Annotated in this window: 25 protein-coding genes; 10 read left to right on the top strand and 15 right to left on the bottom strand. The window is 44.8% G+C overall.

The features are described from left to right. Nucleotides 1–109: 109 nt before the first annotated feature. The 5 genes from lptB to R7P67_RS21825 form a co-directional block, all read right to left on the bottom strand. Nucleotides 110–835 (bottom strand): LPS export ABC transporter ATP-binding protein, encoded by a 726-nt coding sequence (lptB, locus tag R7P67_RS21845; protein WP_005381111.1) that lies wholly within the window; start codon nucleotides 833–835, stop codon nucleotides 110–112. A gap of 1 nt (nucleotide 836) precedes the next feature. After that, nucleotides 837–1,331: a lipopolysaccharide transport periplasmic protein LptA gene (gene lptA, locus R7P67_RS21840; protein ID WP_005381109.1), complete on the bottom strand. Its 495-nt coding sequence runs from the start codon at nucleotides 1,329–1,331 to the stop codon at nucleotides 837–839. Then, on the bottom strand, nucleotides 1,312–1,875 hold the full coding sequence (lptC, locus tag R7P67_RS21835; protein WP_005381106.1) for an LPS export ABC transporter periplasmic protein LptC: 564 nt from the start codon (nucleotides 1,873–1,875) through the stop codon (nucleotides 1,312–1,314). Before lptC ends, lptA begins: the two co-directional genes overlap by 20 nt. Nucleotides 1,876–1,961: 86 nt before the next feature. Continuing rightward, nucleotides 1,962–2,933 carry an arabinose-5-phosphate isomerase KdsD gene (gene kdsD / locus R7P67_RS21830; RefSeq protein WP_005381104.1) on the bottom strand — a complete coding sequence of 324 codons (972 nt, stop codon included), beginning with the start codon at nucleotides 2,931–2,933 and terminating at the stop codon, nucleotides 1,962–1,964. Between the two features lie 29 nt (nucleotides 2,934–2,962). Then, the gene (locus R7P67_RS21825; RefSeq protein WP_005381102.1) at nucleotides 2,963–3,928 is read right to left on the bottom strand and encodes a calcium/sodium antiporter; all 966 of its coding nucleotides are present in this window, start codon (nucleotides 3,926–3,928) and stop codon (nucleotides 2,963–2,965) included. 374 nt (nucleotides 3,929–4,302) lie between these two features. Here R7P67_RS21825 and mlaF point away from each other — a divergent pair, with 374 nt between their 5' ends. From mlaF to R7P67_RS21785, 8 genes are all read left to right on the top strand, one after another. Next, nucleotides 4,303–5,106, top strand: coding sequence for a phospholipid ABC transporter ATP-binding protein MlaF (gene mlaF / locus R7P67_RS21820; RefSeq protein WP_005388422.1), 804 nt, complete (start codon nucleotides 4,303–4,305; stop codon nucleotides 5,104–5,106). After that, complete coding sequence (gene mlaE, locus R7P67_RS21815; RefSeq protein ID WP_025767616.1) at nucleotides 5,096–5,887, top strand: lipid asymmetry maintenance ABC transporter permease subunit MlaE; 792 nt, start codon at nucleotides 5,096–5,098, stop codon at nucleotides 5,885–5,887. Before mlaF ends, mlaE begins: the two co-directional genes overlap by 11 nt. A 2-nt stretch (nucleotides 5,888–5,889) precedes the next feature. Continuing rightward, entirely contained in the window at nucleotides 5,890–6,378 is a 489-nt protein-coding gene (gene mlaD / locus R7P67_RS21810) for an outer membrane lipid asymmetry maintenance protein MlaD (protein ID WP_005381099.1), read from the top strand. A 2-nt stretch (nucleotides 6,379–6,380) separates the two neighbouring features. After that, nucleotides 6,381–7,019: a phospholipid-binding protein MlaC gene (gene mlaC, locus R7P67_RS21805; protein WP_005381098.1), complete on the top strand. Its 639-nt coding sequence runs from the start codon at nucleotides 6,381–6,383 to the stop codon at nucleotides 7,017–7,019. After that, a complete protein-coding gene (locus R7P67_RS21800; protein WP_005381093.1) occupies nucleotides 7,019–7,339 on the top strand; it encodes a lipid asymmetry maintenance protein MlaB in 321 nt (106 codons plus the stop codon). The genes mlaC and R7P67_RS21800 overlap by 1 nt, the downstream gene beginning before the upstream one ends. A gap of 3 nt (nucleotides 7,340–7,342) precedes the next feature. After that, a complete protein-coding gene (gene ibaG / locus R7P67_RS21795) occupies nucleotides 7,343–7,597 on the top strand; it encodes a BolA family iron metabolism protein IbaG (protein ID WP_005381092.1) in 255 nt (84 codons plus the stop codon). A 9-nt stretch (nucleotides 7,598–7,606) separates the two neighbouring features. Next, nucleotides 7,607–8,863: a UDP-N-acetylglucosamine 1-carboxyvinyltransferase gene (murA, locus tag R7P67_RS21790; protein ID WP_005388419.1), complete on the top strand. Its 1,257-nt coding sequence runs from the start codon at nucleotides 7,607–7,609 to the stop codon at nucleotides 8,861–8,863. Nucleotides 8,864–9,018: 155 nt separating this feature from the next. Beyond that, nucleotides 9,019–9,744 carry a 1-acylglycerol-3-phosphate O-acyltransferase gene (locus R7P67_RS21785; protein WP_005381088.1) on the top strand — a complete coding sequence of 242 codons (726 nt, stop codon included), beginning with the start codon at nucleotides 9,019–9,021 and terminating at the stop codon, nucleotides 9,742–9,744. A gap of 85 nt (nucleotides 9,745–9,829) precedes the next feature. Here the strand turns inward: R7P67_RS21785 and R7P67_RS21780 are convergent, their stop codons facing one another. The 5 genes from R7P67_RS21780 to arcA form a co-directional block, all read right to left on the bottom strand. Further along, a complete protein-coding gene (locus R7P67_RS21780) occupies nucleotides 9,830–10,219 on the bottom strand; it encodes a RidA family protein (RefSeq protein ID WP_005381087.1) in 390 nt (129 codons plus the stop codon). A gap of 130 nt (nucleotides 10,220–10,349) precedes the next feature. Further along, complete coding sequence (pyrI, locus tag R7P67_RS21775) at nucleotides 10,350–10,811, bottom strand: aspartate carbamoyltransferase regulatory subunit (RefSeq protein ID WP_005381086.1); 462 nt, start codon at nucleotides 10,809–10,811, stop codon at nucleotides 10,350–10,352. A 15-nt stretch (nucleotides 10,812–10,826) separates the two neighbouring features. Further along, nucleotides 10,827–11,756, bottom strand: a complete 930-nt coding sequence (gene pyrB, locus R7P67_RS21770) for an aspartate carbamoyltransferase (RefSeq protein WP_005381085.1) — start codon at nucleotides 11,754–11,756, stop codon at nucleotides 10,827–10,829. A 281-nt stretch (nucleotides 11,757–12,037) separates the two neighbouring features. After that, nucleotides 12,038–13,042 carry an ornithine carbamoyltransferase gene (locus R7P67_RS21765; RefSeq protein WP_213898955.1) on the bottom strand — a complete coding sequence of 335 codons (1,005 nt, stop codon included), beginning with the start codon at nucleotides 13,040–13,042 and terminating at the stop codon, nucleotides 12,038–12,040. Between the two features lie 156 nt (nucleotides 13,043–13,198). Further along, nucleotides 13,199–14,419: an arginine deiminase gene (arcA, locus tag R7P67_RS21760; RefSeq protein WP_005381082.1), complete on the bottom strand. Its 1,221-nt coding sequence runs from the start codon at nucleotides 14,417–14,419 to the stop codon at nucleotides 13,199–13,201. A gap of 583 nt (nucleotides 14,420–15,002) precedes the next feature. Between arcA and rraB the strand changes: the two genes are divergently transcribed. Next, a complete protein-coding gene (gene rraB, locus R7P67_RS21755; protein WP_005381081.1) occupies nucleotides 15,003–15,416 on the top strand; it encodes a ribonuclease E inhibitor RraB in 414 nt (137 codons plus the stop codon). A 154-nt stretch (nucleotides 15,417–15,570) separates the two neighbouring features. Beyond that, entirely contained in the window at nucleotides 15,571–16,371 is an 801-nt protein-coding gene (locus R7P67_RS21750) for a glycosyl hydrolase 2 galactose-binding domain-containing protein (protein WP_017821847.1), read from the top strand. A gap of 19 nt (nucleotides 16,372–16,390) precedes the next feature. Here R7P67_RS21750 and R7P67_RS21745 read toward each other — a convergent pair whose 3' ends face one another. The 5 genes from R7P67_RS21745 to pepA all read right to left on the bottom strand — a co-directional run bounded on the left by R7P67_RS21745 (nucleotide 16,391) and on the right by pepA (nucleotide 23,065). After that, nucleotides 16,391–17,296, bottom strand: a complete 906-nt coding sequence (locus tag R7P67_RS21745) for a bifunctional helix-turn-helix transcriptional regulator/GNAT family N-acetyltransferase (protein WP_262654029.1) — start codon at nucleotides 17,294–17,296, stop codon at nucleotides 16,391–16,393. Between the two features lie 115 nt (nucleotides 17,297–17,411). Then, the gene (locus R7P67_RS21740; protein ID WP_005441986.1) at nucleotides 17,412–17,810 is read right to left on the bottom strand and encodes a DUF2061 domain-containing protein; all 399 of its coding nucleotides are present in this window, start codon (nucleotides 17,808–17,810) and stop codon (nucleotides 17,412–17,414) included. Nucleotides 17,811–18,036: 226 nt separating this feature from the next. Next, nucleotides 18,037–20,895: a valine--tRNA ligase gene (locus tag R7P67_RS21735; RefSeq protein ID WP_258634567.1), complete on the bottom strand. Its 2,859-nt coding sequence runs from the start codon at nucleotides 20,893–20,895 to the stop codon at nucleotides 18,037–18,039. Between the two features lie 96 nt (nucleotides 20,896–20,991). Continuing rightward, nucleotides 20,992–21,441 carry a DNA polymerase III subunit chi gene (locus R7P67_RS21730; protein ID WP_025767624.1) on the bottom strand — a complete coding sequence of 150 codons (450 nt, stop codon included), beginning with the start codon at nucleotides 21,439–21,441 and terminating at the stop codon, nucleotides 20,992–20,994. A 115-nt stretch (nucleotides 21,442–21,556) separates the two neighbouring features. Then, the gene (pepA, locus tag R7P67_RS21725; protein ID WP_005381073.1) at nucleotides 21,557–23,065 is read right to left on the bottom strand and encodes a leucyl aminopeptidase; all 1,509 of its coding nucleotides are present in this window, start codon (nucleotides 23,063–23,065) and stop codon (nucleotides 21,557–21,559) included. Nucleotides 23,066–23,345 lie beyond the last annotated feature (280 nt).

Raw genomic sequence — 23,345 nt, 5'->3', positions numbered from 1 at the left:
TGCAACTGTGGCGTCATGGCTAACTGCTGACCTAGCTTGAGTTGTAATGAAGGTTTCATTCAGTGTTACTTACCTTGTAATGCTCAGAATCTTACCGTTCCTAATATAATCATAGACGGAATTGTTCGCCGAGATAAACTTGTTTCACCTGTTCATTATTGAGAACTTCTGCCGGAGTTCCCGATGCAATTAGGTGCCCTTGGCTCACGATATAGGCTTTTTCACATACGTCCAGTGTTTCACGTACATTATGGTCAGTGATTAACACTCCGAGACCACGATCGCGCAGATGCTCAATGATTTTCTTGATGTCATTAACCGAAATTGGGTCAACACCAGCGAAAGGTTCATCCAATAAAATGAACTGAGGGTTGGCCGCTAAAGCTCGAGCGATTTCCACCCTGCGTCGCTCACCCCCTGATAGTGCCATACCAGCACTGGTTCTGATGTGCTGGATGTGGAATTCTTCCAACAAATCTTCCAGTTTATCTTGGCGCTCTTCCCTCGTCATTTCTTGACGAGTTTCAAGTACGGCCATGATGTTATCTTCTACTGAAAGCTTACGGAAAATCGACGCTTCTTGCGGAAGATAGCCAATGCCAAGTCGTGAACGGCTATGCATCGGCAAAATACTGATGTCATTGTCGTCAATGGTAATGGTGCCTTCATCGCGAGGTACTAAGCCGACAATCATGTAAAACGAGGTGGTTTTACCCGCACCGTTTGGACCGAGCAGCCCAACAATCTGACCAGATTCAACTTCTAAGCTAACATCAGTGACGACTTTGCGTTTTTTGTAGCTTTTCGCCAAGTTTTTCGCACTCAGTACTGCCATATTAGTTCTCTATCTGATTGGGTTGCAAAATGGTCGTAACGCGCTCTTCCTTAGAGCTATCTGCGACTAGCTTTTGTTTACCAATTTGGTAACGAATCGAAGAACCTTTGATGGTGTTGTTGTCTTGCGCCAGCTGCGCTTGACCTTTCATGGTCAGTTCGTCTGTAGAAATACGGTAATCCAACTCCGTAGCTTGACCACTAAGTGTTTTACCATCGTCCATCAGCTGAGAAAACTTCGCAGGTTTACCAAATGCTTGAATCTGTTTAATTGCTTCGGTTTTAGGATCGCGAGTTACCACGATTCTATCAGCATCGATATTGATGCTCCCTTGCTTAAGAGATACATCGCCTTCAAAAACAACCTGGTTACTCTTCATATCCACCTGTTGAGTGTCAGAGTTTATGTAAACCGGCTGTTGAGTATCCGACTTGAGTGCCAGCGCTTGAGGCGCCGCCAATACCAGTGCCAGTAGGCTAAGGTGTAACGGTTTCATATCGACCTTGAACTTCATCTGTCAGAGTCGCAGTATGCTGTTTTAAGTTGCCTTGCATTGCGCCTCCAGTAGTTTCAAATTGTGGTCCAACCAACATCACTTGTTGGTCAGCTTTAAAATCACGATTGGTTAGATTAATGACCAATTTGTCTGTTGCCATGGTATCAAAACTCGCACCAGGCAGAAGATTTTGCATTAAGACTTTGTCATATAAAGTCAAAACTTGGTCTTCATCTAACACTGCTCTTGTGGCAGTCACCTTCCATTCAATGACGCTACCTTCACGGTAAACCATCAAAGTCGGGTTATTAAAAATAGTATCTCCACTCTTAGCATAATGGTCTAAGTTAGTGGAGCGAATGATGTAACTGCGGACACCATCTTCACCGTAGGTGATGTTTTCTAATCCAGAACCACTGAACATGGGCAGTTCAGAATCTGGTGCTACTTGAATTGCGTCGTTGCCTTTAGGGGTTAGTAGGTAATAACCGCACCACGCTACAACGAAGATCAAGAGCAAATAAATAAGGCGAGTAAAACTCATATAATGAAGGCCTATCGTTTAGCTCAGTACTTCCCTGACCATTGCCTTTATTCGTCTAATAAATGATTTAAATGTTTGTGCTGATATTACATCACGCCAGCTTTTAGTAAATCGTGCATGTTCAGTGCACCCACAATTTTTTCGTCTTTACATAAAATCAGAGCGTTAATGTTTTTATTCTGCATCAAGTTCAAACCTTCAACCGCCAGCATATCAGGGTGTGCTGTGGTTGGGTTTGTCGTCATGACCTCGCCAATTGCCGTCGTATGAATATCGATACGCTTGTCTAAGGTACGACGTAAATCACCATCGGTGAATATACCAAGCATAGCATCGTGCTCATCGACGATGGCTGTCATGCCTAACCCCTTTTCTGAAATTTCAAGCAGGGCATCGCGAATTAATGCGTCAGGAGAAACTTTAGGTAACGCTTCTCCAAAGTGCATAATATCAGACAACTTAAGTAGCAGTTTTCTCCCCAGTGCACCACCTGGGTGAGATAGGGCAAAATCTTCGGCAGAAAAACCACGAGCTTGAAGCAGAGCTACGGCTAATGCATCTCCCATCACTAATGTGGCAGTCGTACTGCTAGTTGGCGCCAGGCCTAACGGACAAGCTTCTTGAGGTACCGTAATTTGCAGGTGTAAGTCAGACAGCTTGGCCATATTTGATTCTGGCTTACCTGTCATGCTGATGATCTTAATATTCAGGCGCTTTAATACTGGAAATAGAGACAAAATTTCGTTTGATTCACCAGAGTTAGAAATTGCCAGCACAATGTCACCTGGGCTAATCATACCCAAGTCACCATGTGCGGCTTCGCCTGGATGAACGAAAAACGCAGAAGTCCCAGTGCTTGCCAGAGTGGCGGCAATCTTGTTACCAATATGGCCTGACTTGCCAATACCCATAACGACAACTTTGCCGTTGTTGGAAAGGATAAGTTCACACGCTTTTTCAAATTGATCATCAAAGTAGGTATCTAGCTCTTGCAGAGCAGCAACTTCGATATCAAGAACTTGTTTAGCAGCAGCGCGAAAATCAAATTGATTGGACATATCAGATCTCTACTTATTGATCGTGGTAATTAAGCGGTCATGTTTGCGAATAAGTACACTTGGTAACCTAAGAAGCACACAAACAAGATGGCACCTTCAATACGGTTAATACTGCGTGATTTACCCAAACACATCGCGACAAGTAACAATGAAACGCCTAACATGACCCAGAAGTCACGTCCCATCGCGTACTCACTGAGCACCGATGGATTAATGATGCCAGGAATCCCCATTACCGCCAGAATGTTAAACACATTCGAACCGATAATGTTACCGACAGCCATGTCGTCTTCACCCTTTAAAACTCCCGCAAGTGATGCGGCCAGTTCTGGCAGGCTAGTGCCAATGGCGATAATAGTTAGGCCGATAACAAGGTCGCTCATACCAAAGTGTTTAGCAATAATTACCGCGTTATCAACCAGCATGCTGGCTGCCAAAGGAAGCAGTATCAAGCCAATAACCACCCACATGATTGCTTTAGGGTTACTGACGCCTTCTGGGATCTCTGACTCTTGGTCATCAAGAAAAACATCACCTGATTTTTGCTCTTTGCGGCTGATTTGCAACATAGCAAATAAAAATGCCCCAAAGAGTACAAACAATAAGACACCCTCATAAAAACCGAGATGGCTATTCCAAAGCAGAATACCAGCGAGTACGGTTACGGCTATCATGAGTGGCAGTTCTCGGCGGATGACGGCGGAGCTAATCGACAAAGGCTTGATCAGCGCTGTAATACCTAGGATTAACGCAATGTTCGCTATGTTTGAGCCTAATACGTTACCCACCGCTGTATCCGTTTTGCCATCCCAAGCGGCGGTTGCAGATACCATCATCTCAGGGGCGGATGAGCCCATCGCAAGGATTGTCATGCCGATGACAAGCGGGGAAATACCGACGTTGCGGGCTATCGCTGCAGAGCCAAAAACAAGTTTATCTGCACTCCAAACAAGCAAAACAAGACCGACTATAAGCAACGCAACGGCTTCGAGCATGAGAATTCCTAAGTATTAAATAAGTAAAATGAATAACCGCTAATTTTGACCTTTTGCGGCCTAAAATGGAAGATAAACGAAGAATAAATTAAAGGTTAGTAACGAAAATGTATGTAAATCTCACTCATTTAAATGAGCAATTCTGGTCTAGGATTTAAACACTTCGTGCTAATTAGGTCATAAACCATGAGAAATTGCAGGGATATAGTCGACTTTATTTAATTGAACAGTGCTTTAAATTCAACGCCAATGTGCTTATGATTGCAGCCTAATAAATGTACCGACGTTACTTTATTAAACGTAGAATTCAACTCCGATGAGTATCTGCTTGATGATTCCGTGAGTTGCAACGCTCCTACAGTAGAAGAGATGATATGTCGAACAACGATTTAGTCACCGTGAACAACCTCACTTTTTCACGGGGAGAACGCATGATCTTTGATGATATTGATCTGCATGTTCCTGAGGGCAAAGTGACGGCCATTATGGGACCATCGGGTATTGGTAAAACAACATTGCTGCGTTTGATTGGTGGTCAGTTGTATCCCGAGCAAGGAGAGATCTGGTTTGATGGCGACAATATTCCCTCTCTCTCGCGTAAAAAACTCTACCATGCTCGAAAGAAAATGAGCATGTTGTTCCAGTCAGGGGCTTTATTCACTGATTTGAATGTTTTTGATAATGTCGCCTTTCCATTGAGAGAGCATACCGATTTATCGGAAGATTTGATTCGCACCATGGTGTTACTCAAGCTCGAAGCTGTCGGTCTGCGCGGCGCGGCGCAATTAATGCCGAGTGAGCTTTCAGGTGGTATGGCAAGACGCGCTGCTTTGGCTCGTGCAATCGCACTTGACCCTGACTTGATCATGTACGATGAGCCGTTTGTGGGGCAAGACCCAATCACTATGGGCGTTTTGGTTGAGCTAATTAGCAATCTAAACCAAGCGTTAGGTTTGACCTCTATTGTGGTTTCTCACGACGTACCTGAAGTCATGAGTATTGCTGACTGGGTATACCTGATGGCCGATGGAAAAATCATCGCCTATGGTACGCCAGAAGAGCTGACTCAAAACTCTGATCCTCGTGTCCAGCAGTTCTTACAAGGTGATGCCGACGGTCCTGTACCGTTTCGTTTCCCTTCTCAAAGTATCGAAAAGGACTTATTTGATGGTCGATAACTTCATTCACTTTGTCGCCTCGCTGGGTCGACGCACGCTTTCTATTTGCGGAGCATTTGGTCGTGCGACTTTCATGCTGATTGGGGCGCTATTTTCTAAGCCACAACCGATCAAAAGCTTTCCTCTGCTTGTTAAGCAACTTTATTCTGTTGGTGTTCAGTCGCTGGCGATCATCGTCGTATCTGGTCTGTTCATTGGAATGGTTTTGAGTCTACAAGGCTATGTTGTGTTGGTGGATTACGGCGCAGAAGGCAGTTTGGGGCAAATGGTGGCGCTTTCTTTACTCCGTGAATTAGGACCTGTTGTTACTGCACTTTTGTTTGCTGGTCGTGCCGGTTCTGCGTTAACCGCAGAGATAGGTCTAATGAAAGCAACGGAACAACTGTCTAGCCTTGAAATGATGGCGGTAGACCCATTGAAACGAGTGATTGCACCACGGTTTTGGGCTGGGGTTATCTCAATGCCTTTACTGGCTATGATTTTCATGGCTGTGGGAATTTGGGGCGCTCAGCTTGTTGGTGTTGACTGGAAAGGCGTTGATCACGGCAGTTTTTGGTCAGCGATGCAGTCCTCTGTTGAGCTAGGGCAAGACATTGGTAACAGTATGATCAAATGTTTTGCGTTTGCAATTACGGTTACTTGGGTCGCTCTATTTAACGGTTATGATGCTATTCCAACATCGGAAGGGATCAGCCGAGCAACTACGCGCACTGTTGTGCATTCTTCTTTAGCAGTACTAGGATTAGACTTTGTACTGACCGCATTGATGTTTGGGAATTAATCATGCAACAAACACGTAAAACTGAATTATGGGTTGGCAGCTTTGTATTAGCGGGAATTTGCGCGATTCTTGTGATGATTTTTCAAGTTGCTGACGTAAAAAGCATTGGCTCTGGTGATACTTATACCCTCAAAGCCGAGTTCGATAATATTGGCAGTTTAAAAGTTCGTTCGCCCGTAAAAGTGGGGGGCGTTGTGATTGGTCGAGTAAGTAGTATTTCGCTTAACCCAGACAACTTATTGCCAGTTGTAACACTATCTATCAATAGCAAATACAATCAGTTTCCAGAAACGTCGAGCGTACAAATTTTGACATCTGGCCTGATTGGTGAGCAATACATTGGTTTAGTACCTGGCTTCGTTTTTGATGATGAAGTCATGCTGGTGGATGGTGATACCATCGAAGACACCAAATCGGCGCTTGTGCTTGAAGACTTAATTGGTCAAGTACTCTACAGCGTAGGTGGTTCAGACGACTCAAGTAAGGAATAACTATGTTAGCGAGATTACTACTTTCAGTTTGTGCTGTGTTTAGCGTTTTTGGAGCAACAGCAGCAGAGGTGGATAAAACTGAACCTTATAAGATGATGAAGCAGGTAGCTGAAGTCACGTTCGAAAGATTGAAAGCCGAACAGCCGAAAATCAAACAAGATCCAAATTTACTTAAAGTGATCGTTGAAGAAGAGCTAATGCCTTACGTCAACTACCGATATGCAGGGTTAAAACTTCTTGGTCCAAACTTAAAAGGTGCTAAGCGTGAAGATGTACTTGAGTTTATCGATGCATTTCGTGCGTACCTGATTGCGTCTTATGCACAAGTGTTGACGCAATACTCTGACCAAAAAATTGAGTTTGGTCCTGAGCCTAGCATTGATGACTCTAAGCGTATTACAAGCATTAAAGTTGATATCATCGATACTCCGCGTCCAAACATCAAACTTGAGTTTAAACTGCGTAAAGACAACCAGTCTGGTGAGTGGGAAGCATTCGATATGATTGCAGAGGGCATTAGTTTGCTTTCTAGTAAACAATCCGAATGGAACAGTAAAATTCGTCAAGAAGGTATTCTATCTGTTGCTAAAGACCTAGAAAAATTGGCCGCAGAACCGATCCGCTTCGAGGCGAAGAAATAATGGCCCAGACTCCCGCTCAATGGCAATTGGATCAAAACATTCTTAAGCTAACAGGGGCACTTGATAGAGATACAGTGCCTTCATTGTGGGCGTATGCACAGCAATGGCAACCTGCTCAATCGGAGCTGGAATGCTCGCTAAAAGAGATAGAGCGCGTCGACTCTGCAGGAATGGTGATGTTAATCCACTTATTAGAGCATGCAAAAAAGCAAAACTGTCATATAATGCTCAGTTTCGTGCCGGCGCAACTGCGCACTTTGTTTCAACTGAGCAATGTTGAATCTTTAGTGGCCAAACACATACAGAATTATCAGGGGTAAATTGTGGATAGCGCAAAAGTACAACAGTTATTAGAAGAAGCACTAAACCTTCAAGAAGTGCATGTGAAAGGTGAAGGTAGCCACTATGAAGTGGTTGCTGTTGATGCTTGTTTCGATGGAATGAGCCGCGTTAAGAAGCAGCAGCTAATTTATGCTCCTCTGATGGAATACATCCAGCGTAACGACATTCACGCATTATCAATCAAAGCGTTCACACCAGAAGAGTGGGCTCGTGATAAGAAATTGATGTCGCTTTAAGGTTTATTGATGGAAAAGTTTCGAGTTATTGGGTCAGATAAACCACTAGTTGGTGAAGTGACCATTTCAGGTGCAAAAAACGCAGCACTGCCGATTTTATTTGCGTCTATCTTGGCGGAAGAGCCAGTAGAAGTGGCAAACGTACCACACCTTCGTGATATCGATACAACCATGGAACTGCTTAAGCGTTTAGGCGCGAAAGTAAGCCGCAATGGCTCTGTTCATGTTGACCCAAGCAGTATTACAGAATACTGCGCGCCTTATGATTTGGTGAAAACCATGCGTGCTTCTATTTGGGCTTTAGGTCCTTTGGTGGCGCGCTTTGGTCAAGGTCAGGTTTCTTTACCAGGCGGTTGTGCCATCGGTGCCCGTCCTGTGGATCTGCATATTTCTGGTTTAGAGCAGCTTGGCGCAACCATTACATTAGAAGATGGTTATGTAAAAGCAGAAGTGGATGGTCGTCTAAAAGGCGCGCACATCGTGATGGATAAAGTCAGCGTAGGCGCGACGATCACCATCATGTGTGCGGCAGCGCTGGCGGAAGGCACAACAACACTAGATAACGCTGCGCGTGAGCCTGAAATCGTCGATACCGCTGATTTCCTAAATAAGCTTGGCGCAAAAATCTCTGGCGCTGGCACAGATACCATTACGATTGAAGGTGTTGAGCGCCTAGGCGGTTGTAAACACAACGTGGTTGCTGACCGTATTGAGACGGGAACATTCCTTGTCGCAGCAGCAGTATCTGGCGGTAAAGTGGTATGTCGCAACACTAATGCTCATTTGCTTGAAGCGGTTCTCGCCAAGCTGGAAGAAGCTGGCGCGCTTGTCGAAACGGGTGAAGATTGGATCTCCGTTGATATGACCGACCGCGAGCTAAAAGCGGTAAGTGTACGTACTGCGCCACATCCTGGTTTCCCGACGGATATGCAAGCTCAATTTACGCTTCTGAACATGATGGCGAAAGGTGGCGGCGTGATCACAGAGACTATCTTTGAAAACCGCTTTATGCACGTACCAGAACTCATGCGTATGGGCGCTAAAGCTGAGATCGAAGGCAATACGGTTATCTGTGGTGATGTTGAGTCACTCAGCGGTGCGCAAGTCATGGCAACCGATCTACGAGCTTCGGCTAGTTTGGTTATTGCAGGTTGCATTGCTAAAGGCGAAACCGTCGTTGATCGTATTTACCATATCGACCGTGGTTACGACAAAATCGAAAATAAACTGGCTGCACTTGGCGCAAATATTGAGCGAGTGAGCTAGTCAAGTTAAACTGCACCGCAGGTAACTTGGATATCAAGAGAGCCGAAACCTGAGTTTCGGCTTTTTTATATCACTCTCATGACCATATTTTCCCTTTATGGAAAGAGAGATATTAATAGCTGTATCTGGCAAAAGCCGGTTCCTGGAGAACAAGAATGATTGCACTGTTACGTGTATTTGCTGTCGCTATCTTTGCGATTGTTATGTTTATTGGTGGTTGTGGTTACTGCCTATTAAGCCCTAGAAACCCTAAGCACGTTTTCACTTTTGGCCGTTTGTTTGCCAAGATGTCTCGTGTGTTTGGGATTAAGTTAGAGTTGCGTATCCCTGAAGATGCGTATTCACGCGGCCAACATGTTTACATTGCTAACCACCAGAACAACTGGGACATGTTTACTGTTTCTGCGGCTGTGACTCCGAAAGTTGTGACAGTAGGTAAAAAGAGCTTGGCTTGGATGCCACTGTTTGGTCAGCTTTACTGGCTTACGGGTAACATTCTGATTGACCGAGCGAATCGTTCTAAAGCAAAAGGTACTATCGATCAGGTCGTGAGCAGCATGAAAGAAAGTGATGTTTCGGTGTGGATGTTCCCAGAAGGCACGCGTTCTCGTGGGCGTGGTTTGCTGCCATTCAAAACAGGTGCTTTTCATGCGGCAATTGGTGCAGGTGTGCCAATCATTCCTATCGTATGTAGCTCGACGAATAAAATTAAGCTGAACCGTTGGAACAATGGTCATGTGATTGTTGAAATGCTACCTCCAATCAGCACTGAAGGCTATGGTAAAGAGGGCATTCGCGAGTTAGCGAATATCTGTCGTGAACAGATGAAAGAGAAGCTTGAATCGTTAGATGAAGAAGTCAAACAGCGCAACGCTGCTTAAGTTTTACTGCGATATCATCACGAAAAGACAATAAAAAACCGGTAGCCTGAGCTACCCGTTTTTTTATGTTTGTCAGCAAGTGTAATTATTTGCGAACAGCGATTGCTTCAATCTCGATGCCAACATCTTTTGGTAGGCGAGCCACTTCTACACAAGAGCGTGCAGGGTAGTTTGCTACGCCGTGCTCATCAAAGAACTTGCCGTAAACTTCGTTCACTGTGCCAAAGTCATTTAGGTCTTTAACAAAAACCGTTAGCTTTACAATATCAGATACTTTAAGACCTGAAGATTCAACTACAGCCTTTACGTTTTCTAGAGACTGACGAGCTTGTTCTGCGATATCAGCAGACACTTCACCTGTCGCTGGGTTTACTGGGATTTGGCCTGAAGTAAGAACCATGTTACCTAGATCTACGCCTTGAACGTAAGGACCGATTGCTGCTGGTGCAGACTCAGTGTGAAGTACTTTCGTCATTTGATTTTTTCCATCAGTTGTAGGGAATAAAGATTCTCAGTTTGCCTCTAAACCCTCGGTAGGTAAAGAGCAAAATACCCTGACATTACAGGGTATTTTAAACGTATCACAGCCTAGTCGTGCGGCGTGTTTATCGCTCGGTTACGATCTCGCGTGAGAACACTTTCTCGCAGTATTTACACTTTAGGCGGATTTCTTGTTTCTTCTCGAACACGCTAAAGCTGCTTTCTACTGGTTCATTATGAGAAATACAGTTTGAATTCGGGCATTCAAATACATCATTGATGCGCTCAGGAAGCTCTAACGCGAGCTTTTTCACCACTTCATAATTCTCGATTTGATTCACGGTCGCGTGAGGAGCATACAACGCTAGCTTGCTCGCTTGCTCTTCATTGATAAACACATTTTCGATTTTGAGTAGATCTTTATGACCGAGTGCTGATGATGGCAAGTTCAGTCCAATCGTTACGCGTTGTGATGAATTGTGCATATCGAACAGTCTTAATACTTTGATGCCGATTTGCGCAGGGATGTGGTCGATGACCGTACCATTTTTGATTGCTTCTACCTGCAATTGAGTTTCTTTAGCCATGATTTTTCCCCTCGATTACAGTGTTTCGTTTAGAACAAGCGCCAGCAGTGCTTGGCGAGCATACACGCCATTTTGAGCTTGCTGGAAGAAGTAAGCATGAGGCGTTTTATCAACATCAGTTGTGATTTCATCCACACGTGGTAGTGGGTGCAGTACTTTCAAGTTCTCACGCGCGCCTTCTAGTAGTGCCGCCGTTAGGATGTAAGCCGACTTAATATGTGCGTATTCCGATTCGTCAAAGCGTTCTTTCTGTACGCGTGTCATGTACAGAATATCCAGTTCAGGAATCACACTTTCCATGTCTGTGTGTAGGCTATATTGAATGCCAGCTTCGTCTAGTTCTTCGCAGATGTAATCTGGCATTGCCAGCGCATCTGGTGCAACAAAGAAGAAGCGGATGTTGTTAAACTTTGCTAAGGCTTGAGTCAGTGAGTGCACTGTGCGGCCATATTTTAGGTCACCTACGAATGCGACGTTCAGGTTGTCTAGACGCCCTTGTGTTTCCGCGATGGTGTATAGGTCGAGTAGCGTTTGAGTTGGGTGTTGGTTTGCACCGTCGCCCGCGTTGATCACTGGCACGCCATTTGAAAATTCAGAGGCCAAGCGAGCGGCGCCTTCTTGTGGATGACGCATCACAAAGGCATCGACGTAAGAAGAGATGACTTGTACTGAATCTGCGAGTGTTTCGCCTTTTTTCGCCAGAGAGGTATTACCATCATTATCAAAGCCAATCACGTCACCACCAATGCGCTGAATCGCTGTTTCAAACGATAAACGTGTACGTGTTGATGGTTCAAAGAAACAACTTGCAACGACTTTGTTTTTAATCAGTTCTGGTCGAGGTGCTTTTTTAAGGCTACCTGCTGTTTCTACGATAAGTTCCAGTTCTTCGCGTGAAAGCTCTGGAATAGAGATGATGTGCTTCTGGTAAAGCGAGTTCGCCATGATCTTCTTCCCTATAACATTGATGACTACATCCAAATAACCGAAAGGAATTTTGGACATAAAAAAACCTCCCCAATGGGGAGGTTTTAAAATTCAATAGAATTAACGAAAATAACACCACGTAAGCGTAGTCGCTTAGCGAGAGCAAATCGCGTTTTTACGTCAGCAATCAGCGTGGTCATTTCTTAATCCTCAGACAAATTGCCGAGCATTATACGCTTAACTTTCGTGAGCGCAAGCGATTACATCATGGTTTTTATCGGCTGTTTTTGCACACTGGTTTAGCTTCCTAGCGTCGCAACCATCACGGCTTTGATGGTATGCATACGGTTTTCAGCTTCGTCGAATACGATGGAGTATTCCGATTCAAATACCTCTTCTGTTACTTCAAGGCCTTTCATACCGTATTTTTCAGCGACTTCTTTGCCGACGGTGGTTTCATCATTGTGGAAAGCTGGAAGGCAGTGCATGAATTTCACATGTGGATTACCCGTTTGCTCAATCACGTCCATATTGATTTGATAAGGTGTCATTAACGCTACACGCTCATCCCATGCCTCGGCAGACTCACCCATAGACACCCAAACGTCGGTGTATAGAAAGTCACAACCTTTCACACCTTCCTCAACACTTTCTGTTAACGTGATTTTTGCACCGGTTTGTTGCGCGATAGTTTGACAAGTTGCCACGAGATCTTCTTCAGGCCAGAACGCTTTTGGCGCGACAAGGCGAATATCCATGCCCATTTTCGCTGCGCCCACCATAAGTGAGTTACCCATGTTGTTGCGCGCATCACCTAGGTAAGCGAAGGTTATTTCATGTAGCTGTTTACCACGGCCGTGCTCTTGCATGGTCAGGAAGTCAGCAAGGATCTGGGTTGGGTGGAACTCATCCGTTAAACCATTCCACACTGGAACACCAGCATAAGTACCAAGCTCTTCAACAATGGATTGGCCAAAGCCTCGGTATTCAATCCCGTCGTACATACGACCAAGAACACGAGCAGTGTCTTTCATCGATTCCTTATGACCGATTTGCGAGCCAGAAGGGCCGATGTAAGAGACTTGAGCACCTTGGTCAAAGGCAGCGACTTCAAACGCACATCGGGTACGAGTCGAAGATTTCTCAAAGATTAGTGCGATGTTTTTACCTTGAAGTTTCTTCTGCTCTGTTCCTGCATATTTAGCTTTTTTCAGCTCTGCAGACAGTTCGAGCAAAAACTGGATTTCTTTGGTTGAGAAGTCCAATAGCTTCAAAAAGTTGCGGTTACGTAAATTGAAAGCCATAGCTCGTCCCTTAGTACATGTGATTAGATTAATAGAATTCATTAAAACATATAAATGCTTTTATTGTGAATAATTATTTTCAAATGAAGCTAAAAAAGGTTGATGTATTCACATCAACCTTAGTTTTGATTCACCTAATGTAAAGGGACGAGTAAGTTATATATCGTCTCGCTCTATTGGACAGCTCATACAGCGAGCGCCACCGCGACCACGACCAAGCTCGTTACCAGGTACTGTCAGTACTTTGATGCCAGCTTTATCGTATTTTTCGTTGGTGTATACGTTGCGTTCGTAACCAATTACTACGCCCGGTTTTACAGTTAGAACGTTATTGGCATCATTCCATTGTTCGCGTTCCGCTTCATAGCTGTCGCCACCAGTGGTGATGATTTTCAGCTGATCTAAGCCAAGAGCGGACTCAATCGCGTGCAGATAGTTATGTGAGGCTTCAACATGCATTTCACCGTTGCCTTTTGGTGTTAAGCGCCATGTGTCGAGATCTTTGCGCATGATCTCTGGGTAGACAGAGAAAGTATCTACATCCATATGGGTCATCACAGTGTCTAAATGCATACATGAGCGGTGTTTAGGCAGATCAATTGCAATCACCTCGGTAGCTTGGCCTGCTTTAAATAGGCTTGCTGCAAGGTTCTCTACACCTTGTGCAGTCGTACGCTCAGACATACCGATAAGAACTGCACCTTTACCAATAACCAACACATCACCGCCTTCGACATTCGCATTATCATAATGCAGATCATCGTCACCGAAGTATTTGATAAAATCTTGGCCAGCAAAAATTGGGTGCCAACGATAAATCGCACGTAAGTGGTTTGTTTCACGTTGGCGTGCAGGCATCATCATCGGGTTAAGAGAAACGCCGCCATAAACCCAGCATGAGGTATCACGAGTAAAGAGGTGATTAGGCAGTGGCTCAATAACAAAGTCGAGAGGACGCTTCATTTTTGGCAGCATAGAAGATGAGGAGATCGGTAGCTCTGAGTAAGCTAAGCCACCTAAAAAGATGCAGGCAAGGTGTTCATCATCCATTTCTGAAAAGTATTGGCGTAGGTCTCGCGCAAAGGTTGGCCCGTAACGAAAGTCAGAAATCTGAGTGTTCAGCAGCCATTGTTTTGCTTCTGGAACAGCGAGGGTTTCGACCAGTAAATCGTGGAGGAGAAGCACTTCAACGTCTTGCTCGCGCAGCGTACGTGCGAATGCATCGTGCTCTTCACCTGCCGCTTCTACAGCAAGAACGTCATCAAATAGCAACTCATGACAGTTTGACGGAGTTAAGTGGGTTAGGGCGCGTTCAGGGCGATTTAATAGAACTCGTCGAAGTTGACCAACTTCTGATCCAACGTACAGCTTGCTCATTTTGTATCCTTACAAATTTTCCAGCCATTAGTTATGACAAGCTTCCTAGAAAGATGCAAGTTATCAAGCTTTGTTTATATTCTGGTGTTTATGGTTTTGTGAGTTTTTTATTTTTATTTTTATTCTTATGAAATTCATTATTAGATATAAATGCTATTTTACTAAAATTAGAGTGCGTGCGTTTTTATTCTAATTTTCCCGTTGAGAAAGAATACATGCACAGTGCATAAAACGTGCATTTTTATTCCAAATTATGCATTATTAAAGTGAATTTATTCGTTATGCATCTTCGTTTTACACGTGAGTGTATTCAAGAAAGCATCATAAACACGCATAGAAAGAGAAAATAACCACATTAAGTGTCAATTAGGATGTTCTGAATATTAAAAAACGCCATTCTTTGTTAATTTTTTGTTTCTTTGTGTGGTCGGTTTAATATTTAGATTCAAATAACCGATAAGAATCGCAGTGGTATGATGTTTGTTTGTGGCTTTTCATCGCAATCCATGCCATATTTCACCGGATCAGCATACTCAGTATCGGGTATTGTGTTTCCATCAAGTAACTAATCTGGAGCCAAAACATGTCTCACGAAGATGAATATCTATCAGTAGAAGAATTAATTGAGATTCAAAAGGAAGAGACTCGCGATATCATTGCAGCATTGCTAGAAGATGGCAGCGATCCAGATTCGCTATACGAAATTGAGCACCACCTGTTTGCAGAAGATTTTGACACGCTAGAAAAAGCGGTAGTTGAAGCATTCAAGATGGGCTTTGAAGTTCTTGAAGCAGAAGAAACTGAAGATGAAGATGGTAACAAGTTGCTTTGCTGTGATGCGACTATGGAGTCCGCACTAGATGCAGAAGCGATTGATGCGCAAGTTGAAAAATTGATTCACTTGGCAGAAAAATACGACATCATCTATGACGGTTGGGGTACGTACTACGAAGGCGAAGATGCGCTTTACCCTGAAGAAGATGAAGACGACGAGTAATCAAAGCTCACTACTTTTGGAAAAACCAGCGTTTAACGCTGGTTTTTTTATACCTTGAAAAACTGACGAATGTGGAGGCGATAAATAATTCACATTGAGTTTATAGGGGATTTCTCCCTATAATGCGTGAAAATTGATCTAGCTCAAGGTGTATATGCAACTCTCACTCGCCGGTTTATGGCAAGTCTCTCCACTGACGGACCTTTCTATCCCACAGGATGACATTACTTTCCCTGCTCCTTTGAGTCAGGTATTGCCAGTTGAAATGACAGAAGAAGCAATTCGTCAGCAAGAGTGGCACCTGATGCATGACATTGAAGTGGATGAATCCATGATGGCATTCCCAGCGGTAGAAATGGTGTTGGGTGGTGTGGATTACCATGCAGAAGTGCGTTTGAACGGAGTAGCATTGTTTGACTGTGACGGTTCTCAAAATGTCTACAAGAAAGACATTCGCCCGTTCATGCAGATGGGGCGCAACCGTTTTGAGATCCTATTCCTTGAGGAAGAAGAAGATCTTCTGTTGGATGAGGATAAACCGGAGTTGTGTTCACTTGCAGATCATGAATACCAAAAGAGTGACGAGCGCTTAGGGGTATGGCAAGAGCCGTATCTGCAGTTTATTCGCAATGTGCGTTTAGACCGCGTGGCTACTGAACAGATTTGGCACCACGGTGGTGGTTGTGAGTTTAAGGTGGATTTGTACTACCAAACTTTTGCGCCGGGTTTAGTATCGGCATCGGTTAAGTTCAATGGCATGACTTACCATATTCCTATTGATGTCCGAGCGGAGCATGCGAGCGCTTTATTCCAGATCGAAGCGCCAAAGTATGCCGATCTTACTGATCCTGATCCAAGTGATCTCTACCAGTTGTCTGTTGAGTTGGATGGGCAGCACCAAAACTTCACTGTTGCCTTGAGCCAGGAGCTTTGTGTTACCCATGTTGTGCTTTAACGTCTAATAATATTATCTATTACAGCATCTTAAGCATTACGACTTCACATGCATCATGCCCTGTTTGTCCAAGCGGGGCATCGAGATGCTCAAAGCCTAGCTTTTCATACAAGCTTACCGCTTCTCTCAGACATTCAGTTGTCTCTAAATAGCACTGCTGATACCCAAATTGTTTCGCCAGTTGTAAGCTCAATGCGACGATGCGTTTGGCTAAACCGTGCCCTCGTGTTTGAGGTAAGAAGTACATCTTTTGTAGCTCACACACATTTGGCTCACCAGCTAAAGGTGCAAAGCCGCCGCCACCCACAATCTCGCCTTGGTACTCGACTACCCAGTAGGCTGCGCCTTGTTGGTCGTAAACCGAGTACATGTCATCAAGCGTTGGATCGGCCACACCATAACCTTTGTCTGCGGTTAAACCGTATTCTGCAGAGACTCTACGAATCACGTCTGCAACTTGCGAGTTATCTGCTTTGGTAAGAGGTCGAAGAACGTATTCCTCAGCCTGACACACTTTCGTTAGCCCCTTTAGGTAAGTCTCTAGACCAAGTTTGAGTTGCTCTTGCTCGCTGTCATCGAGTTGGGTAAGCAGTTGTTCAAAGAAGCAGTTTTGCTGTTGGTCTAGTTGCGATAACGCCTGTTGCCCTTGCTCTGTAAGCGCGACAAGTTGGCTACGTTTGTCTTTTGGGTTTTCGATGCTCTCAACCAAGCCTAATTTAATCAGACCGGTAACGGTTCGGCTCGCATTGGACTTGTCGACATTAAGCTGCTGTGCCAGTTGATTGATGGTCAACGGCTGCAGCTGGATTTCACCTAACGCGTGCGCTTGCACTGGAGTGAGAGCGACATCGCCGCATTGTTTATCGAGCATACCAAGCAATCGGACGGCTTGACGGGAATAGTGTCGAAGTTGACGAGCATTCATTATCACTTACCTCTAAAAATAAAGTTGCGCACCGCAATTAAATTAATTGCGGTGCGCAACTTTGTCAATGGTAAATGTTATTTTGCTCGTAAGGAGGCGTATTGAGCCTCCATGCTTAAGCGTGTTGGTGTAAGCAGAACTGTGGTGCTTGGCTATCTGATTTACGCATCCATACTTTCTCATGGAAGTAGTAAGCCACTGTGTTCAAGCTTGGCTCTAGCATCGCCATGATACCGCCGACAAACGCATCACCTGTTAGTAAGTAAACCACGCTAAAGGCAACACTGAAGTGGATAGTGGCAAAGCTTGCGGTTTTTAATTTGGTCATCCACTGACGAGCTTTAAGCGCTGGGACTTTTGCCCATGCCTTTTCATGAAAGTAGAAAGCGACGGTGTTCACTGAAGGCTCAATCATGGCAATTAAACTACCAATTAGAATGTCGCCAGTAAGCACGTAAGCGACACTAAACGCGATAGTAAAATGGAGTGCTGCAAAGGTTAGTGTCTTTTTCATGATAATTACTCAATCGTTGTGTTGTTTCGATAGGTCTATTATTGAGAATTATTATCATTAAATCTAATGGGCAGTTAAGATTAGTTTGATAGGTAAAAGCTATTAAATAGGAGGTAGAGTAGGAGAGAAGAGTGAATATCTTTGAAAGCTTCCTGAGCGATAAAATGCAAAAAGGGTTGATGCTTTCACACCAACCCTTTGATTCTTTTATTCTAGCTTTTAGCGATTAAAGTGCAGCGATCGTTGTCTTCTGCTCTTCTAGCTTAGCTAGTGTCTCTTTGTAGCCTTCAAGTTTCTCACGCTCTTTAGCAACAACCGCTTCAGGAGCTTTCGCTACGAAGCCTTCGTTACCTAGTTTGCCTTCGATACGCTTGATTTCGCCGTGAGTCTTCTTGATTTCGCCATCTAGACGAGCAAGCTCTGCATCTTTGTCGATCAGACCCGCCATTGGGATCATCAGCTCAGACTTAGCAACCAATGCTGTCGCACACGCTGGCGTTTCTTCGTCAGCAGCAAGTACGCGAACAGATTCTAGTTTCGCTAGAGACATCAGTACTTGTTTGTTTGCTTCTAGACGCGCTGCGTCTTCTGCGTTTGCTGCTTTCAGCATAACGTCAAGCGGCTTACCAGGGTTGATGTCGTATTCAGCACGTAGGTTACGGATGCTGGTAATGAACGCTTTCACCCATTCAATATCGTCTAGCGCTTCTTGGTTGAAGTTTGCTTCGTCGAATTGAGGCAGTGCTTGAAGCATGATTGTCTCGCCTTCTACACCTTCAACTAGTGGCTTGATGCTTTGCCAGATAGTTTCAGTGATGTAAGGAATCACTGGGTGAGCTAGACGTAGCGTCTTCTCAAGAACCGTGATTAATGTACGACGAGTACCACGCTGTTGTGCTTCAGTACCTTTCCATAGAACTGGCTTAGTAAGCTCTAGGTACCAGTCACAGAATTGGTTCCAGATGAATTCGTAAAGCGTGTTCGCAGCCATATCTAGACGGAAGTTGTCGATATGGTTGTTAAACGCTTTCGCTGCGAGTTCAAACTGAGACTCGATCCACTTGTCTGCTAGTGAGTATTCAATCTCACCACCGTTGAAGCCACAATCTTGCTCTTCTGTGTTCATCATTACGTAACGGCTTGCGTTCCATAGTTTGTTACAGAAGTTACGGTAACCCTCAAGACGTTTCATATCCCAGTTGATATCACGACCTGTTGATGCCATTGCTGCAAGAGTGAAACGCAGTGCGTCTGTACCGTATGCTTCGATACCGTTTTCAAACGTCTTACGAGTGTTCTTCTCGATCTTCTTCGCTAGTTGAGGCTGCATCATGTTGCCACAACGCTTCTCTACGAGAGACTCTAGGTCGATACCATCAATCATGTCGATTGGGTCAAGTACGTTACCTTTCGACTTGGACATCTTGTCGCCGTTTTCGTCACGGATTAGACCAGTAACGTAAACCGTCTTAAATGGTACTTGTGGTTTGCCGTTTTCGTCTTTCACGAAGTGCATGGTCATCATGATCATGCGCGCAACCCAGAAGAAGATGATGTCGAAACCAGTTACTAGTACGTCTGAAGGGTGGAATACTTTCAGATCGTCAGTTTGCTCTGGCCAACCTTGAGTACCGAACGTCCATAGTGCAGAAGAGAACCACGTATCCAGTACGTCTTCGTCTTGGTGAAGTTCAATGACTGACTCTAGGTTGTTGTTCTTACGAACTTCTTCTTCAGTGCGACCTACGTAAACATTACCTTGGTTGTCGTACCAAGCTGGGATGCGGTGACCCCACCATAGCTGACGAGAGATACACCAGTCTTGAACGTCACGCATCCAAGAGAAGTACATGTTTTCGTATTGCTTAGGAACGAATTGGATGTCGCCGTTTTCTACTGCTTCAACTGCGGTTTTCGCTAGAGGCGCAGTACGTACGTACCATTGGTCAGTTAGCATTGGTTCGATAACCACGCCACCACGGTCGCCGTAAGGAACTTGTAGATCGTGATCTTTCACTTCTTCAAGTAGACCTAGCTCGTCGAATTCAGCAACGATAGCTTTACGAGCGGCAAAACGCTCCATACCGTGGTATTTAGCTGGTAGCTCAGTGCTGTAAGCGTCGCTTGCTTCGCCGTTAGTGTTGAATACTTCTGCTGAGTCGCGGATGTTCGCGTCGAAAGTCAGAATGTTGATCATTGGTAGCTGGTGGCGCTTACCTACTTCGTAGTCGTTGAAGTCGTGCGCAGGTGTGATTTTCACACAGCCAGTACCTTTTTCCATATCTGCGTGCTCATCGCCCACGATTGGGATGCGACGATCAACGATAGGAAGGATGATTTCTTTACCGATAAGATCTTTGTAACGTGGATCTTCTGGGTTAACTGCAACACCCGTATCGCCTAGCACGGTCTCTGGACGAGTCGTTGCAACAACGATGTAGTCTTTGCCATCCGCTGTTTTAGCGCCATCTGCTAGTGGGTAGCGGAAGTGCCACATGTGGCCTTTAGTGTCTTTGTTCTCTACTTCTAGATCTGAAATCGCTGTGTGTAGCTTTGGATCCCAGTTAACCAGACGCTTACCGCGGTAGATTAGATCGTCTTCGTATAGACGTACGAAGACTTCTTGAACGGCGTTAGATAGACCATCGTCCATCGTAAAGCGTTCACGATCCCAGTCTACAGATGCGCCAAGACGACGAAGCTGCTTAGTGATAGTGCCGCCAGATTCGCCTTTCCATTCCCAGATTTTGTCGATGAAAGCTTCACGACCGTAATCGTGTTTTGTTTTGCCTTCTTCTGCAGCGATCTTACGCTCAACAACCATCTGAGTTGCGATACCAGCGTGGTCAGTACCTACTTGCCAAAGGGTGTTTTTACCCTTCATACGTTCACAACGGATAAGCGTATCCATGATCGTATCTTGGAACGCGTGGCCCATGTGTAGGCTACCAGTGACGTTCGGTGGCGGGATCATGATGCTGTATGATTCTTTAGTAGTGTCACCGTGTGGCTTAAAGTAGCCTTTCTCTTCCCAAGTCTGATACAGAGCTTGTTCGATTGAAGTTGGGTTGTATGTCTTTTCCATAGCGCTCTTTTAATGGATACGTTGATGGTTGAATCTTAGTCAATCTTTATAAGTGAGGGATCTTAACAAGATCGCCTTAACTATAAGGATTGACCGTTAAGGATATTGAATTTCGATCGTTTGCAGCTGGTAACCTGCTTGACGGTAAATTTTATATCTTTCTCTTGCGAGTTGTTTAGCTTTTTCTTCGCAGGGCACGAAGTCTACCACTTGAGCAAACTTGTTCGCAAAGGTTGTCTCATTTTCCGCCAAATTAATTACCAGCTGACGGTTCCAATTAGGTTTTACACCTTCATGGCCGATTTCAATATTGGTGGCGTATTTCGGTCCCTCGCCTACGAGGTTATGTGCCATGAACTTGTCTGCATCAACTTGCCAAAAGGTTTCAGCGAGCTGCTCGGCGTGTGGTTTGTCTTGGCAGTTTAAATACACTTTAGCGCCTTGGCGAGCAAAGTGCTGAGCCAAAAACACGATGTATTCTTCAAAGCCAGCCACCGTTGCTTGCGGGCTCTCTTCGTTAATGATGTAGAAGGTTGCTGTTTGCATCATTCTCTCACTTGCCGATGGTCTCTTCCTGAAACCATATTAAATCCGATTTTCAATCAAGAAAATCGAGGTAATAAAAAAGGGCCTTGCGGCCCTTTTAGATTCTGTTCAGAAATTACTCTTCTGTCTCTTGGCCGCTGCGGTTCAAAAGGAATTGGACAAGCATTGAGACAGGACGGCCCGTTGAGCCTTTCGCTGCGCCTGATTTCCACGCGGTACCTGCGATATCGACGTGTGCCCAGTTGTACTTCTTCGCGAACTTAGATAAGAAGCAACCCGCAGTAATTGTGCCACCAGGGCGACCACCAATGTTTGCCATATCCGCAAACGGGCTCTTCAATTGTTCGTGGTACTCGTCTGCCATTGGTAGACGCCATGCACGGTCACTCGCTTGCTCAGAAGCGTTTACTAGCTCATGAGAAAGAGGGTTGTGGTTAGAGATTACGCCGCTGATATGGTGGCCTAGTGCGATAACACAAGCACCAGTTAGCGTTGCAACGTCAACCACGCAGTCTGGTTCGAAACGCTCTACGTAAGTCAGTGCGTCACAAAGAACAAGACGGCCTTCAGCATCCGTGTTCAGAACTTCTACAGTTTGACCAGACATGGTCGTTAGGATGTCACCTGGACGGTAAGCGTTGCTGCCAGGCATGTTTTCACAGCCCGCTAGAACACCAATAACGTTGATTGGTAGGTTTAGCTTCGCTAGCGCTTTCATTGTACCGAATACCGATGCCGCACCACACATGTCGTACTTCATCTCATCCATACCTTCGCCCGGCTTTAGAGAGATACCGCCTGAGTCGAAGGTTAGACCTTTACCTACGAGCACAATCGGTTTTGCATCTGAGTCAGGGTTACCTTTGTACTCGATGATAGACATCATAGATTCGTTTTTAGAACCACGGCCTACTGCTAGGTAAGAGGTCATACCCAGTTTTTCCATCTCTTGCTCACCAATAATTTTGGTGGTTACGGTTTCGTAATCGTCCGCTAGACGACGAGCTTGAGAAGCAAGGTAAGCTGGATTAGCTACGTTTGGCGGCATGTTGCCAAGGTCTTTTGAGGCTTTGACACCTGATGCGATAGCAAGACCATGAGTGATTGCTTTTTCACCCAAGTTCAATTCACGACGCGTTGGTACGTTGAAAACAAGCTTGCGCAGTGGGCGGCGAGTCTCAGGTTTCACGCTCTTGAATTGATTAAATGTGTATAGACCATCTTTAGTCGCTTCTACAGCCTGGCGCACTTTCCAGTATGTATCACGACCCTTAACATGCAGTTCAGTTAGGAAACATACCGCTTCCATTGAGCCTGTCTCGTTAAGTGTGCTGATCGTCTTTTGAATGATTTCCTTGTACTGGCGCTCGCCAAGTTCACGCTCTTTGCCGCAACCGACAAGTAAAACGCGCTCTGACAAAACACCTGGTACTTGATGCAGTAGCAGCATCTGACCAGGTTTACCCTCTAGATCACCACGGCGAAGTAGTGAACTGATGTAACCGTCACTGATTTTATCAAGTTGTTCGGCTACTGGAGAAAGGCGACGTGGTTCAAACACACCAACAACGATACATGCGCTACGTTGTTTCTCTGGACTGCCACTTTTTACACTGAACTCCATGCGTACTCCTACATCCTGAAGACAAATTGCTCTAAATGTTAGATAATGATCGCTTACTTGTTGAATTTTAGCTCCAGGCTTACATGCAGAGCTGATTAAGCGACTAACATCTAGTTTATAATTTTTAAAAAAATAAATGGTTCAACGGGAAACTATAGTGATTCGACCAAAAAAACAAGTTTTGTATAGGTAATTTCAGCGTGATTATTGTTAGATATTTGATCCGCGAAACACTCAAGAGCCAATTTGCGATTTTTTTCGTACTTTTTTTGGTGTTTGT

This window comes from Vibrio sp. Vb0937 (assembly GCF_033338855.1).
This window is presented reverse-complemented; position numbering and strand designations above follow the sequence as displayed.

Bases quoted from the DNA above. Each gene is read 5' to 3' on its own strand.
- R7P67_RS21750 (WP_017821847.1), top strand. From the start codon at position 15,571: ATGCAACTCTCACTCGCCGGTTTATGGCAAGTCTCTCCACTGACGGAC.
- lptA (WP_005381109.1), bottom strand. From the start codon at position 1,331: ATGAAACCGTTACACCTTAGCCTACTGGCACTGGTATTGGCGGCGCCT.
- R7P67_RS21785 (WP_005381088.1), top strand. From the start codon at position 9,019: ATGATTGCACTGTTACGTGTATTTGCTGTCGCTATCTTTGCGATTGTT.
- R7P67_RS21735 (WP_258634567.1), bottom strand. From the start codon at position 20,895: ATGGAAAAGACATACAACCCAACTTCAATCGAACAAGCTCTGTATCAG.
- mlaF (WP_005388422.1), top strand. From the start codon at position 4,303: ATGTCGAACAACGATTTAGTCACCGTGAACAACCTCACTTTTTCACGG.
- mlaD (WP_005381099.1), top strand. From the start codon at position 5,890: ATGCAACAAACACGTAAAACTGAATTATGGGTTGGCAGCTTTGTATTA.
- kdsD (WP_005381104.1), bottom strand. From the start codon at position 2,933: ATGTCCAATCAATTTGATTTTCGCGCTGCTGCTAAACAAGTTCTTGAT.
- rraB (WP_005381081.1), top strand. From the start codon at position 15,003: ATGTCTCACGAAGATGAATATCTATCAGTAGAAGAATTAATTGAGATT.
- R7P67_RS21740 (WP_005441986.1), bottom strand. From the start codon at position 17,810: ATGAAAAAGACACTAACCTTTGCAGCACTCCATTTTACTATCGCGTTT.
- mlaE (WP_025767616.1), top strand. From the start codon at position 5,096: ATGGTCGATAACTTCATTCACTTTGTCGCCTCGCTGGGTCGACGCACG.
- lptC (WP_005381106.1), bottom strand. From the start codon at position 1,875: ATGAGTTTTACTCGCCTTATTTATTTGCTCTTGATCTTCGTTGTAGCG.
- R7P67_RS21825 (WP_005381102.1), bottom strand. From the start codon at position 3,928: ATGCTCGAAGCCGTTGCGTTGCTTATAGTCGGTCTTGTTTTGCTTGTT.
- pepA (WP_005381073.1), bottom strand. From the start codon at position 23,065: ATGGAGTTCAGTGTAAAAAGTGGCAGTCCAGAGAAACAACGTAGCGCA.
- murA (WP_005388419.1), top strand. From the start codon at position 7,607: ATGGAAAAGTTTCGAGTTATTGGGTCAGATAAACCACTAGTTGGTGAA.
- R7P67_RS21800 (WP_005381093.1), top strand. From the start codon at position 7,019: ATGGCCCAGACTCCCGCTCAATGGCAATTGGATCAAAACATTCTTAAG.
- R7P67_RS21765 (WP_213898955.1), bottom strand. From the start codon at position 13,042: ATGGCTTTCAATTTACGTAACCGCAACTTTTTGAAGCTATTGGACTTC.
- arcA (WP_005381082.1), bottom strand. From the start codon at position 14,419: ATGAGCAAGCTGTACGTTGGATCAGAAGTTGGTCAACTTCGACGAGTT.
- pyrI (WP_005381086.1), bottom strand. From the start codon at position 10,811: ATGGCTAAAGAAACTCAATTGCAGGTAGAAGCAATCAAAAATGGTACG.
- R7P67_RS21730 (WP_025767624.1), bottom strand. From the start codon at position 21,441: ATGCAAACAGCAACCTTCTACATCATTAACGAAGAGAGCCCGCAAGCA.
- lptB (WP_005381111.1), bottom strand. From the start codon at position 835: ATGGCAGTACTGAGTGCGAAAAACTTGGCGAAAAGCTACAAAAAACGC.
- mlaC (WP_005381098.1), top strand. From the start codon at position 6,381: ATGTTAGCGAGATTACTACTTTCAGTTTGTGCTGTGTTTAGCGTTTTT.
- R7P67_RS21745 (WP_262654029.1), bottom strand. From the start codon at position 17,296: ATGAATGCTCGTCAACTTCGACACTATTCCCGTCAAGCCGTCCGATTG.
- R7P67_RS21780 (WP_005381087.1), bottom strand. From the start codon at position 10,219: ATGACGAAAGTACTTCACACTGAGTCTGCACCAGCAGCAATCGGTCCT.
- pyrB (WP_005381085.1), bottom strand. From the start codon at position 11,756: ATGGCGAACTCGCTTTACCAGAAGCACATCATCTCTATTCCAGAGCTT.